Origin of the sequence: Lacticaseibacillus pantheris DSM 15945 = JCM 12539 = NBRC 106106 (genome assembly GCF_001311175.1) — a bacterium.
Classification (GTDB): domain Bacteria; phylum Bacillota; class Bacilli; order Lactobacillales; family Lactobacillaceae; genus Lacticaseibacillus; species Lacticaseibacillus pantheris.
Map to the genome: position 1 here is coordinate 1 of NZ_BBAI01000051.1, position 15,441 is coordinate 15,441.

Sequence of the window (15,441 nt, forward strand, 5' to 3'; positions counted from 1 at the left end):
TCGTCGCGTCGTCGGTGTCGTCGGTGTCGTCGGTGTCGTCGGTGTCGTCGGTGTCGTCGGTGTCGTCGGCACTAGTGTATTCGTGATGTCGAAGCCGTCAACCTTTGATTTGTACCCTTCTGGCACGTTCTGTTCCTGCACCGTGTAGACAATCTTCTGCCCCGCCGCGTACTCTGGCAGATTCGTGAATTCATACTGCCAGTCGTCGGCAGCCGTGACGGTCTTCGTCGCCGTCTGCTTACCATTGGCGAACAAGGCTACGGTTACTTTGCCTGGACGAATTCCGTCCTGATTGTTCTTGTCCACCCACGTCTTGGTACCACTGACCGTCGTTGTGCCCGGCTCGTGCGAATTCGTCACGTTAAAGCCATCAACGCTGGATTTGTAACCGTCCGGCACGTTCAGTTCCTGTACGGTTTAAGTGATTTTCTTCCCGGCCGCAAACTCTGGCAGGCTAGTGAATTCATACTGCCAGTTGTCCGCCGCCGTGACGGTCTTTGTCGCCGTCTGCTTACCGTTGGCGAACAACGCTACCGTCACTTTGGACGGACGTATGCCATCTTGGTCGTTCTGATCCTTCCAGGTCTTGGTACCCTGCACGCTAGTGGTAGCCGGTTCGTGCGTGTTCGTCACGTCAAAACCGTCAACGCTAGCCTTGTACCCATCTGGAACGTTCAGTTCCTGCACAGTGTAGTTAATCTTCTGCCCCGCCGCAAACTCTGGCAGGCTAGTGAATTCATACTGCCAGTTGTCCGCCGCCGTGACGGTCTTCGTCGCCGTCTGCTGACCGTTGGCAAACAACGCTACCGTCACTTTAGCAGGACGTATGCCGTCCTGGTCATCCTTGTCCGACCAAGTCTTCGTGCCCCGAACCGTCGTCGTCGCCGGTTCGTGCGTGTTCGTAATCGTGTTGGTCGCGTCGTCCACACTACTGGTGTACCCATCCGGCACGTTCAGCTCGCGCACCGTGTAGGTAATCGGCGTCCCGTTCACGTCCACCTCATCGAGCCCATTAAACGCAAAGTCGGTGTTCGGGGTCGTCAGCGTCTGCGTCTGGACTGGCGTACTCCCGCCGTTGGCAAAGACACCAATCTGGATGCTGCTAGGCCGCAACCCATCCTGGTTATCGTGGTCAGCCCACACTTTGTGCCCATTGACCGTGACTTTGCCTTCCGTCCCGTCGCCGGTGGCGCTGCCACCAACACGGACCTGTGCCTGGCCGGAGTACGAACCGCTGGTGGTGTCAAAGTCGACGTCGCCACCCGTAGTCGCGAGCTTCCCGCTCATGGTGAAGCTGTTGTTCATCACGGCCGCCGCCCCGGTCGCCAGGTACGCCGCATCCGTAATGTTAGTGGCGTACAGCAGGTTGAGGGCCTCCGTGATGTCCTGCTTGAACGTCACGGTCAGGTTGCTGCCGCTGTGAGTCACCGTGTAGTCACTCGTCGGCACGTCCTTACCCGATGCCGCGTACGTTACGTGGAAAGTGTCCGCCGCCAACGTCTGGTTCGACGTACCGATTGTATCCACTACCTGCACGTTTTTCAGGTACTGGTTGTTCGGGTTAATCGCGACCTGCCACTGAACCTGGGTATACCTTTGCGTCTGGTGGTTGTAGGTTTCATCAATCAACCAGCCGATTTTCCGGGCATAATCCTGGTTGCCCGTCACGTCAGAACCAGTATTCTTCTCGCCGCGAGCCCAAAATTCAAGCGTCCCGGCTTTGCCGTACTGGTGTTGCTGGTAGTAGGTGCCAAAGGTGATGCGGCCGGTCGTCGCGCCTTTGTCCGCATAAAAATTCCCGACCAGCTGCTGATTGTCCGGATCAACCACGGGGTACGATTGAACCTGGCTAAACTCAACCCCGTTTGGTAAGGTCACCGTCACGTAGTCGCCAGATTGCACCTTCACGTCGTCGCCCACCGACCAGTGGTATTGCACCTTAACGTTATCCCAAAGCGTCAGCTGGCCCGGATTTTGGACCACCTTGCCATTCTGGTCGGTGACCGTTGCGTCCGCAGCCGTTAACCCTTGCGACGGTAACTCTTGACCGCCACCAACCGCATCAACGCTGGAGGGCACCGCCGTAAACAGCTGCCCCAAAATCAGTACCAGACCCATCAGTAATGCAAAGACAGTACGCCAACTTTTCCCTGAACCTTTAAACATAATGCACCCTCACTATTTGCGTCCGTAGCGACATGTTAGAACCCGGCAACTATGGGCTTATTCACGATAAGATTATAGCATTGGTTAACGGGGCATACGACCGAAAAAGCGATAAAATCATCGTATATATATTATTAATTTACGCTAGTTACTTTCATAACCCTTATACACACGCCATCACAAAGACAAAGTATCGTTGACCGACAAACAAGCCAGTGGTACCTTTACCAAAACTATGATTCCAAGCCCACGTCAATATCTACCTAAATTACTGATCTTGGCATTATGGAAGAAGGTGCCCTATGCAACCCACAATCGGTAGTATCCTCAAACAACAACGGCAGTCGCAAAGGTTGTCGCAAGTCCAGGCAGCGGACGGTATCTGTTCCCAGTCCATGCTCTCATCAATTGAGCACGACCGGTACACGCCGAACGCCCAGCTACTCATCGCGCTGTGTGCGCGCCTCGGGTTGGCGCTGGACGTACTCAACCTCGCGACCAACTACGCAATTAGCGATGCGGACACCATCAACGACCGCGTGGTCACGCTCTGTAACGCGCACCGCTACCAAGAACTGCTGAATTTACTGAACGACCAAGACGTGATTGACCACGTCCAAACTGACGCCCAAACGCAATCCTATTATTACTACATGGCTGTCGCCCAACTACAGGCACCCGCGACCCCACAGCTGACGGCGGTCCGCCAATCGCTCCAGCAGTCACTCGCCAGCGCACCGGCAACGCCCACAGCTTTGACCCGCCTCGCCTGGGTCACTATGGCGTACCTCGACGCCATCAACCAGCAGGCAAAGTCGGCCGACGAATACTGCGACCGGGCGCTCGCCGAGCTGGGCGGCGACCGCTTTGACCCCAACCTCAACGTGGTCTACTACCTCGCCGCCCTCACGCAGCACCAGTTGGAGCGGGACCACCGCAGTCTTAAGCTACTGTTAGACGGCATCGACTTTATCACGGCCCACGACTCACACTTTATGCTGGCCAATTGTTACTACCTCATCGCGGTGATTGCGCAAAGCAACGGCGACGCGGGCCGCCACCTAGAAGCAGAACAACAATCAGCCTTCCTCGCGCAACTATTTGATGAACACGTGCACAAACCGTAAATATTAGTATTCTGATTTTTGCTGACCCGCCCCGTTCGGTATGCTGAAACCATACTTAATAAGGAGCGTGACAGACATGCAAAAATTCTTTGATAACACCATTACCATCCAGGCCAACCCGGCCGCCGTGGCCGACATTCTAGCTAACCCGCAGCGGCTAGTTAACTGGGATGAGGAAATCAACACGGTGGCCACGACCGCCAACCACACCTTTGCCATTCACCGGCACCGTGACGCCATCAATGCCGCTGAGGAATTGACGGTGTCGAACAAAGGTGACGTGATTAGTTACCACGTCCAGGGTGACCGCCTCAACTACCAAGTCGACTTCGCGCTGACGGGAGACGGCGACGATACAGTGGTCGTCCAGACCGTCGTAGTTGACCCCGCGGGCGTAGCCGGGGTGCCGCTCAAACTGCTGCGGCCGGTGGCTCGCCGCGGGTTTATGCAGAATCTGCGGGTACTAGCCACAGTGGCGGAAAGCGGTATAACGCTGTAAAAACAGTCACGCCCTACCGCTAATATGCGGTAGGGCGTGACTGTCGTTGTAAATATTAGTCCTCAGTCCAAAAATTTTCGCGGCCCACTAAGGAACCATTATCTTTCACGTGATTCTTCTCAATTGCGGCTCTGACATCAAGCCCAGTCGCTTCATCATATAAATTGGTGTTACCGGGTATCAACTTGATGACACCGTCCTCTTTTAGAACTGCCCTGTATTCAATATTAACATCAATATTAAACGATACGGGTAATGGGACCATGATTTCGTCGCCAACTTTGCGTATCCTGACCAAGTCCAAATGCTTAACTTCATCAGAGCTTTTAGCAGCACTCATCAACCCACCTCCGTCATAATCACAGGCGATTTGCAAACTAACTGTTTTCGTTTACAGTATACGTTACAACAGGTTCATTCATAGGGAAGTTCATCAACCTAAAGAGGAAATACAATGTTCAACCACGATCAAATCATAGCGGCAATGCGCGAACTCAATGAGGCTCTGCAAACTGACCATGCACATTCGCAGACCGCCACCTACGTGCAATCATCCCTATCCAAATTACAGGATGCATGCGGCGCAACCTTTGCCGACACATTCCAGCAATTACTCAACCAGATATCAATGGTCATGATTACGGATGGTCTCACATTAACTGCACGCGAAGTTGCCGCGCTCGCTGCGGTCCGGAAATTGCACCCGTCCGGACACAGACTTTGAACCTAGTTTCAAGCATTCGCCCAATCGAACGGTGTTACCAGGATAGAATCCCCACCGTCTTCGTGGGCCAGCCGATAATTAAAGTCTAATTGGGCGAGCAGGCGCGCGCTCACCCCGGTGGCTTGCTCAATCCGTTTAGCAACGGTGATACTCATGTACGCCTTACGATTCAGGATAAACGACAGCTGCTTTTGCGAAATTACGATATGTTGGGCAAAGTCCGCCTGGGTGACGTGGTGCATTGCCATCAAATCCTGCAGTGCGTCGGCGGCCGAGGTGCTGGGCACTTTGTCCATCGTCACTGACTGATCAAAATCAACCTTAAACACGCGTGACACCAACCTTTCTAGTGATAATCCACTACCCCAAAATCGTTACAAAAGACATTTTTTTTCAAAGCAATAAAAGACGCGGAGAATGTCCGCGCCCACCAAATAATTTTATCTTTACCTCATTACGCCCCAAACGTGTGCAGTGCCGGCAACGCGTCTACGCGGTCAATCAGCCCTAACATTTTAGACTCGGCATGCTGGTAATCATCCATGTGGCCGCCGAACTTGTCATTGAATCCGGCCAGTCCACCAGCAACGAACGCGTACTCGTACTGGTAAACATCATCGTAAGCCTTGGCAAACTCGCCCAGCAACGGGTGCTGCTCTTCCCCGCTCAACTGCAGCGCCATCTGGATCACCCGAAAGTCGGTGTACGCCAGCTCAAACTGAATGGCCCACGCGCGCATAAAGTCGTGTTGCGCCTGTATGTGCAGAAAGTGGTGTTCCACCGTCCAACGCAGCCGTTTGATTGAATCCGTTACGTCCATAATGTTTCCCTCCCGAATTGTTATCACGATTAACTTGTTTCCAAAAAGTAAGCGTGTTCTTCACAACGCCAGTATACACCTAATAACAACATGCAGCACCCACCAACTAACGCAAAATGGTACCCCGCCCCGTCACGTGACTGGATACCATTTTTGTTATTCAAAGTGAATTTGTACCATCTGTAAATGCGGGAGTCGCACCGGAATTACTACCCGGCCGTCTTCCTGCTTCAGTGGCACCCACGTCGTGACGCTCTGGTCCCCGTCACGGCTCAGCACTACCGCCGTGGTGGCGTCCAAATGGTGCGCCGGCACCCACGTGATGCGGTCATAATCATCCAAAGTAAAATTGGCCGCCCACAGCATAAGGCCGTCCTGCGTGGTCACAATCAACTTTGCATTCGGCATCCCCACCAGGTAGTCCACATTCGTAATCGTGTCCAGCATCTGTTGGTACAACCCCTGCTTGAACCCGACGTACTGGGATTCCCACCCGTACTTGGGGTCCTCATCCATTGGCATCACGATTGTGCGGTGGTTGATCACCGCCATGACCGGCCCCAGTTGCGTCCCGTCCGCGCTGTACGCGTGGCTCCAAACGTCGACGTCAGACCCAGGCGCGTATCCCAACCGCAGGTAATCCCCGGTATGCTGCAACATCGTCACGCGCGGGTCGGCAACCCCCTCGACGGTGTGCCCGTCCGCGGCTTCGTAGGACTGGTAGCCGGTCCGAACGGCGTGCCACTCAGCATTGTCGACGTGTATCAGGTCACCCAAACCCAGGTCCAGCAACACCTGCACGGCCTCACCATCCAGCAGCGTGACGTTATCCGTTAACAACTGCTGAATCGTGTCCGGTGCAAAGTTGCGGAGGAGCTGGCCGCTGATGGCCAACTGTTCACCCGCAAAGTGTGTATCGGGTTGTACCGGCGTAATGGTGGTGGAGAAACCCATCGTACCCAGCAGTGCGGCCCAGTTAGTCTCGTGCGGCAACAGTTCCACCGGGTCTTTGCCCGCGTGCGTGTGTAACGTGTACGCGGAGTCCTGATCCACCAGCACCCGAATACCCCGGGTCGTGCTCATCCACAGACGGTGGGTGGTGATGTCGTCGAGGAACGGCTTGCTGGCAGCCAGCATCTCCGCGTAATGATAATCATCGTCAATCCCGTTACCAATCATGTCAAAGAGGTTGAGGAGGATGCCGCGGGCGCCGACCAACGCGGCGGTCTCAATCTGGAACTGGGTAAAGGCCACCGACTTCACGAACGGTGAGTACATGTAGTTCTCGAGCTCGGGCAACAGTTCCGCATCGTCCCCCAGGTAGGCGGCGGTGGTGCGGGTGTAGTCTTCAAAGACGCGGCTGTACTTGAGCGGCGCAATTTCGTTGTACGCAGGCAAGTGTGGCCGGGCAACCCATGGGTGACCCTCACCGGATAGACCCGCAAAGTGCCCGGCCCAGTCGCGTCCCTCCAAGGCGTGCCAGTTCGGGAACGACGTCATCTGTGCCAGGTTAGTCTCGGGCGAAACGGCGTGGACTTGCGCTTCAATTGCGCTGACGGTCGCCTTCATCTCTTCGCGAGCGGTATCCAGGTAGACTTTGCGTTCGGGCGTGGGTGCACCGGGCGCCAGCATGGCTGCCACGAATGCGGCCCGGGAGACTTTCCGGCCCAACTTTTCCTGGTAGATGGCCATGTGCCGGTCGCAGAAACAGCCCAGTTTCAGCGGCGTGTGGTTGTAGTGGCGGAAGTCGTCCTCGAGCCACAATTCGCGGGGATGCAAAGTCGCGTACTGCGCGTACCGGTCAGCCAAATACGCCCGCCACCCCGGATCACCGGGACAAGCAATTTCTGTCGCCTGCCAGCCGTTAATGTCGACCAACGTGCTGAACCCGAGGGCGGGGCTAACGGTGTGTCCGCGGTCAGAGTGCATGATGGTAGTCCAAGGATTCAGGCTGGTGCTGACGCCGAGGGTGGCGAGGTGGTCGGACACGGGTTTGATGGCGTCCAGCCACATCTGGGTCTGGTCAGCATCCAGGTGACTTTCATTGAGCTCTTCGGGGTTGATGAAGAACGCAACGTTATCGACGTGTGCCTGTTGAACAAAGGCGTACAGCTTGGCGTCTTTGGCCGGCGTATTGGTACGCGGATCCAGGGTGTAGCGAAGCGAGTATTGGAACATGGGGGCCTCCTTGTGGTATGTAGGTTGCAATATTATCAAGCGCTTACATTGTATCACATTTGAGTTTCGCCCCCATCATCTGGACAACGCGCAATATTTCTAATCTCGCCTTTCCTATCCAATCAAAAACACCCAGATGTTGGTCTGAGTGTTTTTTTTGTTTAAGTCCCAGAAGTTAAATACGTCGGTAAAATCCAACCTGGCAGTTCACGTAAATCACACCATATTACCAACAACCTTAACTTTGACCCGAGTTGAATCTCCAGGAGCATATTGCAAAGGTACTTCCTCCACGTCAACCACTTGAACAGTGTCTTGGTCGGCACCGGCCTCAACTGCCTGACGTGTAGCATCCTCCGTCGTAGCAGTGATTGCTTCTTCTCGGGGAATCGTGACGTACTGATACAAACGTTCAGACTGACCACCAATCTGAGCAATGGTGGCTCCAATCGCGTTTGCCACACCGCCCAGTGCAGAAGTAAACGTCTTCTTAGTGCCTGCAATCGCCTCGGTAGCAATAATGGCCCCGCCGCCAACTAAAACTAAATCCACAGGTTCTGCGCTCGTCTTCATTTTATCAACAGCATTAGCCAACTGGGCTTGAATAACATCTACTGCTTTGTGTGCAACGGATAGCGAAATCACGTCCGTTAACTTTGGATTACCGAGTTTCACCTTACCTAACCGGACGGCGATATCGGTGGCGGTAATCGTATCACCTCCAAAACACAAGGCTTTATCTGTAATTGCGTAACCAACACTATCGGGCCCAACGGTCACCGAACCATCAGTCAGCTGGCGAACGATGCTTCCTCCACCCAACCCAATAGAAAGTATGTCGGGCATCCGAAAATTAGTTTGTACCCCTCCAACTGATACAGCCTTACTTGATTCGCGGGGAAAATCATTAACCAATACTCCTAAATCTGAGGTTGTGCCCCCGATGTCCAAAACCAGGGCATTTCGCCGTTTAGACAAATACGATGCCCCGCGAATACTATTAGTCGGACCGCTACCGATGGTCAGTATTGGGTATTTAGCGGCATACTCTAACGACATCAGCGTACCATCATTTTGGCATAGGTACACTTGAGCATTAACCACACCCTTCGCCTTCAAAGCAGCCGAAAAGCCCTTGGTAACTCGACTAATGACTTGATACAGGCCGGCATTCAAAATAGTGGCATTCTCCCGCGTAATAAGTCCAATACTACCAATTTTGGATGATAGGGAAACCGAAATTTCTTCCCCTAACTCTTCTCTGGCAATGTCCGCTGCCCGCTCTTCCTGGTCACGATTTAAGGCTGAAAATACGCCCACAATTGCTACAGAGTCTACCTTCCCCGACCACTTTTGGAAAGTTGTCCGTAACTCATCTTCATCTATAGGCGTTAATAATTGGCCATCATATTCATATCCACCGTGTACGAGTTGATACTGTCCAGTGAGTGAATTCACCAAATCCTTTGGCCACTCAGTGTAAGGGGGATGGCAGCAGTAGCCGGATACCCGAGTCTAACAACCCCAACGCGCGCCAGTTGCTTGCGCTCAACAATGGCATTAGTTGCCTGGGTGGTCCCCAGCATAGCAGCCGTTACCGAGGTGGGATCAATCCCACTTTCTGACAAAACAACGTCGACTGCTGAGTATATACCGCTCTCAACATCTGGGGTCGTATGCGTTTTGGTACTTGTTAATACGGAATCATTATCATCTAAAATCACTGCATCAGTGTTTGTTCCCCCAACGTCAATTCCTAGTCGATAACTCATCAGTCAATAACCCCCTTTTTCTGTGCTTCTGCAACTAGCTCTTCAACCGGTTGATAATCAATGTCGTACTTAAAGTAACGAGGGCCAACGCACTCTATTCCAGCAGGTGTGCGCCATTTATCATCCGCGGGTAAGCCCAGAACATGAACACGTTTTCCGTACCGCAACTCCTCATTAGTGACAGGATCTAGCGTTTCAGTATCTATCAGCGTAATCAAGTCAGGTGCGGTGGCAACAACGGTTCCACTTACAGAAAACACAATGTTCTCATTTTGAAATTCAAGTTGACCCATACGACCACTGTCACCATCAATTCCAGAAAAAAAAGTACAGTGCCAAAGTTAAAGCCAGACTTTGTAACGTGCTTAATATCTGTTATTTTAGCAGTAAACATCCGCTGACCATTTGTTACATCGAGTAACGCTGCCAGCGCACTTGCAGGCGTAGGATAATCACCCAAATGGCGAATTAAATGGCCTATTTTTTTGGCATTTAGTAATAATTCCCAAAACTCCATCATTACGCAAAGCATCGCCAGTGGTTGTATCACTGACAGATTGGGAAGTAGCACCCATTTCCACCGTAACAGCACGAGCAAACTTTTCCGCATCATGTGGACTATCGACATCAATCTGAACTAGGTTGCCTTTCTCATCTGCTAAAATTAACGGGCAGATTCTGTGACCAGCCAATGCGAGGGTAGACATTTGCAGTTCTGGAAAGGCCCTACCCATGCCATCCGCATCAACAACGGGCAACCCCAGCTTGGCTCCAACGATAAACGGAATCATCGAGTTAATACCACCCGCCTCAATGGGAAAAACCGCATCAACATCACGCCCTAAAATCTCCCGCAACTTGTTCATCATTAATTCGAACTCACTACCGTTAGGAAACTTTTCTAATCCAACTGCGGGGGCGCCAATTCCGGATGGTGATGTCACTAAGAAATCATCTGGAACTTCGCTCGGATCTAGCAAGCTAACGGGACCGTGTTCTCGAACCGCTGCGATTGCCATGAGCTTCCCAACTTCAGGATTACCACCACCACCAGCTCCCATAAGGGCGGCCCCAGTGGCGATATCACGTAATTCTTCAACTCCAATTTGACGCATCTTTTAAGCCTCCAGCCTTTTACGATCAAATAATTTCATGCCCAAGTAATACAGAGCTCCGGAGATTACTAATACGTTTAATGATTGGATCCCCCAATTTGCGTACGCACCCGCCAAAGTTCCACCTGCCCACGCAATAATTGTGACCAACGGGAATCGTTCTTCCTTTGATGGCAATTGGCCTACTAGCGACTTTCATCCAATTCATGACGAGAACGTTTTAAAACCCAATAATCAATGAACATGATGGATGCAATCGGAGGAAATACTAACCCTAACAAGGTTAGAAAATCAGAAAAATGGTCAATCAATCCTACGACGGATAAAAAGGTACCAATTAAGCCTGAAACAATGGTAATCGCTCCTCGGTTAAAATCTTTACGAAAAACTTGTTTAAAGAAATTGGCAAAATCCAGTGACGCCGAGTATAAATTTAAATCATTCACCTTAACTGAGCTGAAGATAACTAAGAGAATGCCGAAGCCGCCCGTTAACTGATAAATAATTGGCATTATCTCTTCCTTACCAACAGCGTGTGCCATCAGTACACCAAGTACGTTAACTCCAAGTTCGCCAATTAATGTGCCGATTACCGACACCCAAAATACATCCTTTGCGTTGTGATTAAACCTATTCAAATCAGGCATGATAATGGCACCAATAATGAAATTACCCGTAACCATAGTAATTGCTGCACTCATTGAAAGAGCAGCTCCTGGAGCCGCCATGGTGATCAGACCTGTCAAAGTATGCCCTTTAAACATGCTGTAAGTCGCAATGCCAATCACGATAATAAAAGCAGGCACAGAAATATTTGAAGTCCAACTCAGTCCTTTAAATCCAAATAGTACTGAAAAGGTTACGACCAGCCCTGTAATCGCAGCAACAAGGGGGAAACTTACATGTCCCGGTAAAAGGGCGATAATTCCCTGGGCAAAAATTGAATTTTGAATCCCAAACCACCCAATCAAACTTATACCAAAGGTTAAACCTACGACAGCAGAACCAATTGTGCCGAATCCAGTCCACTTAGAAAGCAGTGAAGTTGATAGCCCTTCACGCTGACCAGCAACGCCCAGGCCAAAGGCGATAAATTCTAGAAATGTACTTCCGACCGTTGTAGCAATCACTGCATCCCAAAAACTCATTCCGTAGCCCAATTCCGCTCCCAACATGAACTGACTGAGCGCTACGAATCCACCAATTTGTACAATCAAAACTCTCCACATCGGTGTTTTCCCTTCTGCAGGAACCCGTTCAAGTGAATAGTCATCGGTCATATTCGCCAATTTTGTTTTAGAATCAACTGCATTATCTGCCATATTTTTCTCCTTATTTGTAAAGTGATAATGATGCGCCCGCAAACTGATTGTTACAAAAAAAACATTATATTTCCGGTACTCACGACACGAATATAGCTTGAAAACAACGCTCTGACTTCTGAAACCGGTTATCATTGAAAGTTAGTTTACGCTCACCTGGTTTTAATTTCATTATTGAAACAAACAAAAATGCAGCCACCACTCTGACCAAAAGGTCAAAGTGGTGGTTGCATTTTTAATGTTTGCTATTGCATAAGTCTGGATATACCGGCGAGAGTGTAAAGCCATTCAGAATCCGGCATCGTCCCAACCTTAAAACCAACCAAATTTTCTATCTTACCCAATCTGTATTTAACCGTATTGGGATGAACAAAAAGTTGCCGTGCAGTGTCTACCACGCTGCAATTGCAATCAAGCAGAAATGCTGCAATGGTTTCTAGCAACTCTGGTGCCTCGTCAACATCGATCAGTCGACGCTGAGCATTAAGTACGCTATTTAACCACGTGGTACCCCGAGCAATCATATTGCGACATTTTTGGGCTAATCTTAATTCACCAATAGTTAAACATTCGTCATGTGGAAAAATCATTGCAGCATCAGCAGCATTAGTTTGCACCAATTCTGTAGCTGATCTTAAATCGCTTAAGCCAAGTAGATGTGGGCACACTATCGGGGAAACGGGATAATTCCATAATGCAGTTAAGTCAGTTATTGACTTACTTATATGAGCAATTAGCCGCGCAGATAAAGCTCCATTAACACAAATGAACAGCATATCTTTGTAACGCTCGCAAAGACTTACTGTAGCAAAACGAGATACCTCATCAACCAACTGCTCCTTATGGTGAGAACTCTCCTGCCCAACAAACTGAGGAATTATCCAAACATGCTGAAGCTCATTTACTGATACATGGAAAAAAACGAGACAATTTATGAATACGCAACGGATCATCCGCCATAATTGCAGTTAACAAGGCACTTCGGTTAATGGCACCCGGGTTTTTGCCCCACAAATTCAAGCTATCTGTAGCGCCGATACCACCTCACTGCGAGCATAAACGTCCATTGCGGGACCATCTCGAAGAATCAGTAAACTGACGGTACCGAAATGTTGATTGTCTGTAACCTGCTCCCAATACTGCTGCCGTGAATCGATTAATCCTGATATACCCTCAAAATGAGCCCGAGAAAAATTCAACCAATTTTCATTAACGGTCGCCGGCCACGCGCAACTAACAAGTTCCTGACCGTCCTGGTCAAAAAGAGCAATTCCTACGTGGAGTCGTTCACTGATTAGTCGCACCACTGTATCAATAGAATGATGTTGCACAGGCATTTTAGTTACTTGTTCCAGTAATTGCATTGCGAACATTGGGTTATGCATTTGATCCAAAAAAATTGATTGCATAACATCCCCAATCACGTCACTGTACGCGGGATGCGGATCATTCATCGGCATCAGTATCAGCGCATAATCTAACTCGTTAGCTAAATCTATCAACATCTGGTCAACCTTTGGCATCAAGATACCTACATAAAATAATACTAATCCAGTATCACCTTGAGACTTCATAAGGCGAATATTTTCACATTGAGCAGTCACATTATCACGAACATTTGCAAAGGCGGTTAGTACTAACTCATTACCCTGATAATGAATCTGATCAACTAAGGATTTTTGAATCGCTGTCACCTCGGAATACTCCAGAACGGAAACAGCGGTGACCGGCATCTCCAACCCGCGAGCATCGGTTAAAAGGCTCGCCCCTTGAAGAGCGGGCAGGCGAAGAACATTACCAATTGTAACCGTCATTATGATCACCCCTGACAATCATGCTTTCGAAAGATTAAGAGCAAGTGGCATTCACACAGCACATTATAATGATTATATATTAGTTGAGATTTTTACGCATATATTGTGGAGACGCCACGGTTCCCAAACTTTCAATATGCTACACACACGACTCGAGGTAATCCTCATATACTAGTCCCTGTTTATTCCTGATCACTTTTTACGGCGTGCCTCATCCAGAAACCGTACACAACCAGTGCAATCGCCGTTATTATCACCACAATCGCGCCCATAACGCCAGCCGGTATGAACTTGGTTTCTTGCCACCATAGCCTGAAGATTGTCATTGCGCCAATAATGATCGCCATGAATGCCATTGGGGTGAAATTCTTGTCATGCACATGTAGGACAAGCCAGCAAGCAAGGGCTGTTGCCAGGCTGACAAGCACAACCGCCCACGCAAAGGGGACTTTAATTGCGAATGTTAACGGCATAAAAGTAACGATGGCAAGGGTGCCACCAATGTATAGCATCATTATGAGCCAAATAATTAGGAAACCAGCAAGACGTGATTTAAGAATTCGTACCGTTACATAGATCTGGTACCGAAGCACTGCCAGCACGATTACTACCATAGCGGTTGATAATGCGGCTACTGCAAGGTATGAAAGCAAGTTGATGGTCATCGCACCATCCGTCAATCCCCCACCAATAAGCATAACCAGCCAGCTAACGCCAACAACAATTCCTAAAAGTTGAGCAATTGTTTGCCATCGGGCTGGGGGTAACTGCTTTAATATAGAATCTGCCATCTTCTGAGCATCTTTGCCGAAGAATGAAATAGCGTCGCCGCCATCCTGCTCCGCCGCCGATAAATCAGTCATCATGGCATAAAGTTGTGCATTCACCGCGGTTTCATCGCGCATTACAGCTCCTAATGTTGTATACTCACGGAGCGAATTAAACCAATCACGGTCAGCAGGTGTCAATTGCTTCTCCAACGCATTCAATTTATCGGCATACCACTGCGCATTGTGTGTCATTTGTTCTTGTCCTCCACCACTGCCGCAACCTGTGCGCGCAGCTCTGCCCATTGCCGCTCGAAATCCTGGCCCGCCTTAACTCCACTTGTAGTTAGCCGAAAATACTTTCGATCTGGCCCATCTGGTGATGTACGTAAGTTTCCCGTAATCTGCTCCTGCGTTTCCAGTTTGGTCAACAACGGGTACAGGGTGCCCCCGACGACGGAAGTAAACCCGTACGCGTGCAGTCGTTGCATTAGTTCATAACCATAAATTTCGCCTTGCCCAATAATGAGGAGAACGCAGCCCTCGAGGACACCTTTTAATAATTGTGACTGCTTCATGTTTTCCTCCACTAGTTAGTTTTACCAACTACCCAAAATATATCACCGGTTACCTAGTTTGTAAAGCTAACTAGTGTCAACAATCCTTTTTGAACATTGAAATCTGCGCAAAAAGGGAGCATTCATCGCGAATGCTCCCTTTACTTTAACGGCAGTACATGCGTGCCACTGCCCACAACCGGATAGTTATTTCCCGGGAAATATCAGACCTTTGCTTTAGAAAGCCAACCACTCCAAAAGCGCAAGAATCATCCTCGGGTACATGCAGAATAATTTGTCTACATAGTCGGCAGTAATCCGACTCACTTACGGTATCGTGTAACCTACACTATGCCGATGCTTCACCGACAAGCAGCACAATTCTTCGGGTAGACTTGTGAACGGAGTCGACATGCCCGGAGGCTCAGTTACCAAAGTAGCGGGAGACCGCGTCGGCCGGATCGGTGGGCGGAGGCGTGTGGGGTCGGAATGGTAACCACTGCCGGGGTGTAACGTTCTTATGGCTTTAGCCGTTAGAACGCGACGACTTCTGAGACTGACCGGTGGTTTTCCGGGCAGG

General features: G+C 50.1%; 16 protein-coding genes and 1 pseudogene. 3 read left to right on the top strand and 14 right to left on the bottom strand.

The window, feature by feature from the left end; genetic code table 11:
* Positions 1–399: Cna B-type domain-containing protein (locus JCM12539_RS11440; RefSeq protein WP_156302192.1), on the bottom strand; the 399-nt coding region annotated here is incomplete at its 3' end.
* Positions 400–417: 18 nt separating this feature from the next.
* Complete coding sequence (locus JCM12539_RS11445) at positions 418–2,166, bottom strand: Cna B-type domain-containing protein (RefSeq protein WP_054651610.1); 1,749 nt, start codon at positions 2,164–2,166, stop codon at positions 418–420.
* 302 nt (positions 2,167–2,468) lie between these two features.
* Between JCM12539_RS11445 and JCM12539_RS11450 the strand changes: the two genes are divergently transcribed.
* Together JCM12539_RS11450 and JCM12539_RS11455 are read left to right on the top strand one after the other, a co-directional pair.
* Complete coding sequence (locus JCM12539_RS11450) at positions 2,469–3,293, top strand: helix-turn-helix domain-containing protein (RefSeq protein WP_054651612.1); 825 nt, start codon at positions 2,469–2,471, stop codon at positions 3,291–3,293.
* A gap of 76 nt (positions 3,294–3,369) precedes the next feature.
* Entirely contained in the window at positions 3,370–3,792 is a 423-nt protein-coding gene (locus JCM12539_RS11455; RefSeq protein ID WP_054651614.1) for an SRPBCC family protein, read from the top strand.
* A gap of 55 nt (positions 3,793–3,847) precedes the next feature.
* Here the strand turns inward: JCM12539_RS11455 and JCM12539_RS11460 are convergent, their stop codons facing one another.
* Positions 3,848–4,132: a hypothetical protein gene (locus JCM12539_RS11460; protein ID WP_054651616.1), complete on the bottom strand. Its 285-nt coding sequence runs from the start codon at positions 4,130–4,132 to the stop codon at positions 3,848–3,850.
* A 114-nt stretch (positions 4,133–4,246) separates the two neighbouring features.
* Here JCM12539_RS11460 and JCM12539_RS11465 point away from each other — a divergent pair, with 114 nt between their 5' ends.
* Positions 4,247–4,516: a hypothetical protein gene (locus JCM12539_RS11465; protein ID WP_054651618.1), complete on the top strand. Its 270-nt coding sequence runs from the start codon at positions 4,247–4,249 to the stop codon at positions 4,514–4,516.
* A gap of 8 nt (positions 4,517–4,524) precedes the next feature.
* Here JCM12539_RS11465 and JCM12539_RS11470 read toward each other — a convergent pair whose 3' ends face one another.
* The 11 genes and pseudogenes from JCM12539_RS11470 to JCM12539_RS11515 form a co-directional block, all read right to left on the bottom strand.
* Entirely contained in the window at positions 4,525–4,845 is a 321-nt protein-coding gene (locus JCM12539_RS11470) for a helix-turn-helix transcriptional regulator (RefSeq protein WP_054651620.1), read from the bottom strand.
* Between the two features lie 125 nt (positions 4,846–4,970).
* Positions 4,971–5,339, bottom strand: a complete 369-nt coding sequence (locus tag JCM12539_RS11475) for a hypothetical protein (RefSeq protein WP_054651632.1) — start codon at positions 5,337–5,339, stop codon at positions 4,971–4,973.
* A gap of 153 nt (positions 5,340–5,492) precedes the next feature.
* Entirely contained in the window at positions 5,493–7,514 is a 2,022-nt protein-coding gene (locus JCM12539_RS11480; protein ID WP_054651622.1) for a hypothetical protein, read from the bottom strand.
* A 216-nt stretch (positions 7,515–7,730) separates the two neighbouring features.
* Positions 7,731–9,286 (bottom strand): annotated as a pseudogene (locus JCM12539_RS11485) (hydantoinase/oxoprolinase N-terminal domain-containing protein).
* Positions 9,286–9,600: an S-methyl thiohydantoin desulfurase domain-containing protein gene (locus JCM12539_RS15625; protein WP_439645142.1), complete on the bottom strand. Its 315-nt coding sequence runs from the start codon at positions 9,598–9,600 to the stop codon at positions 9,286–9,288. Before JCM12539_RS15625 ends, JCM12539_RS11485 begins: the two are co-directional and overlap by 1 nt.
* A gap of 138 nt (positions 9,601–9,738) precedes the next feature.
* Positions 9,739–10,401 (bottom strand): S-methyl thiohydantoin desulfurase family protein, encoded by a 663-nt coding sequence (locus JCM12539_RS15630; RefSeq protein WP_439645141.1) that lies wholly within the window; start codon positions 10,399–10,401, stop codon positions 9,739–9,741.
* Positions 10,402–10,586: 185 nt separating this feature from the next.
* Positions 10,587–11,723, bottom strand: coding sequence for a purine-cytosine permease family protein (locus JCM12539_RS11495; protein ID WP_225350367.1), 1,137 nt, complete (start codon positions 11,721–11,723; stop codon positions 10,587–10,589).
* Positions 11,724–11,968: 245 nt separating this feature from the next.
* Positions 11,969–12,556, bottom strand: a complete 588-nt coding sequence (locus JCM12539_RS12915) for a helix-turn-helix domain-containing protein (RefSeq protein WP_162204145.1) — start codon at positions 12,554–12,556, stop codon at positions 11,969–11,971.
* A 183-nt stretch (positions 12,557–12,739) separates the two neighbouring features.
* Positions 12,740–13,537 carry a PucR family transcriptional regulator ligand-binding domain-containing protein gene (locus JCM12539_RS11505; protein WP_054651626.1) on the bottom strand — a complete coding sequence of 266 codons (798 nt, stop codon included), beginning with the start codon at positions 13,535–13,537 and terminating at the stop codon, positions 12,740–12,742.
* A 182-nt stretch (positions 13,538–13,719) separates the two neighbouring features.
* Complete coding sequence (locus tag JCM12539_RS11510; RefSeq protein WP_054651628.1) at positions 13,720–14,559, bottom strand: hypothetical protein; 840 nt, start codon at positions 14,557–14,559, stop codon at positions 13,720–13,722.
* A complete protein-coding gene (locus JCM12539_RS11515) occupies positions 14,556–14,882 on the bottom strand; it encodes a PadR family transcriptional regulator (RefSeq protein WP_054651630.1) in 327 nt (108 codons plus the stop codon). The genes JCM12539_RS11510 and JCM12539_RS11515 overlap by 4 nt, the downstream gene beginning before the upstream one ends.
* Positions 14,883–15,441: the final 559 nt, after the last annotated feature.

Excerpts from the sequence above, each read along its gene's own strand:
- JCM12539_RS11495 (WP_225350367.1), bottom strand. The coding sequence starts at position 11,723 with ATGGCAGATAATGCAGTTGATTCTAAAACAAAATTGGCGAATATGACC.
- JCM12539_RS11480 (WP_054651622.1), bottom strand. The coding sequence starts at position 7,514 with ATGTTCCAATACTCGCTTCGCTACACCCTGGATCCGCGTACCAATACG.
- JCM12539_RS11465 (WP_054651618.1), top strand. The coding sequence starts at position 4,247 with ATGTTCAACCACGATCAAATCATAGCGGCAATGCGCGAACTCAATGAG.
- JCM12539_RS15630 (WP_439645141.1), bottom strand. The coding sequence starts at position 10,401 with ATGCGTCAAATTGGAGTTGAAGAATTACGTGATATCGCCACTGGGGCC.
- JCM12539_RS11455 (WP_054651614.1), top strand. The coding sequence starts at position 3,370 with ATGCAAAAATTCTTTGATAACACCATTACCATCCAGGCCAACCCGGCC.
- JCM12539_RS11510 (WP_054651628.1), bottom strand. The coding sequence starts at position 14,559 with ATGACACACAATGCGCAGTGGTATGCCGATAAATTGAATGCGTTGGAG.
- JCM12539_RS11515 (WP_054651630.1), bottom strand. The coding sequence starts at position 14,882 with ATGAAGCAGTCACAATTATTAAAAGGTGTCCTCGAGGGCTGCGTTCTC.
- JCM12539_RS11450 (WP_054651612.1), top strand. The coding sequence starts at position 2,469 with ATGCAACCCACAATCGGTAGTATCCTCAAACAACAACGGCAGTCGCAA.
- JCM12539_RS11505 (WP_054651626.1), bottom strand. The coding sequence starts at position 13,537 with ATGACGGTTACAATTGGTAATGTTCTTCGCCTGCCCGCTCTTCAAGGG.
- JCM12539_RS11445 (WP_054651610.1), bottom strand. The coding sequence starts at position 2,166 with ATGTTTAAAGGTTCAGGGAAAAGTTGGCGTACTGTCTTTGCATTACTG.
- JCM12539_RS11460 (WP_054651616.1), bottom strand. The coding sequence starts at position 4,132 with ATGAGTGCTGCTAAAAGCTCTGATGAAGTTAAGCATTTGGACTTGGTC.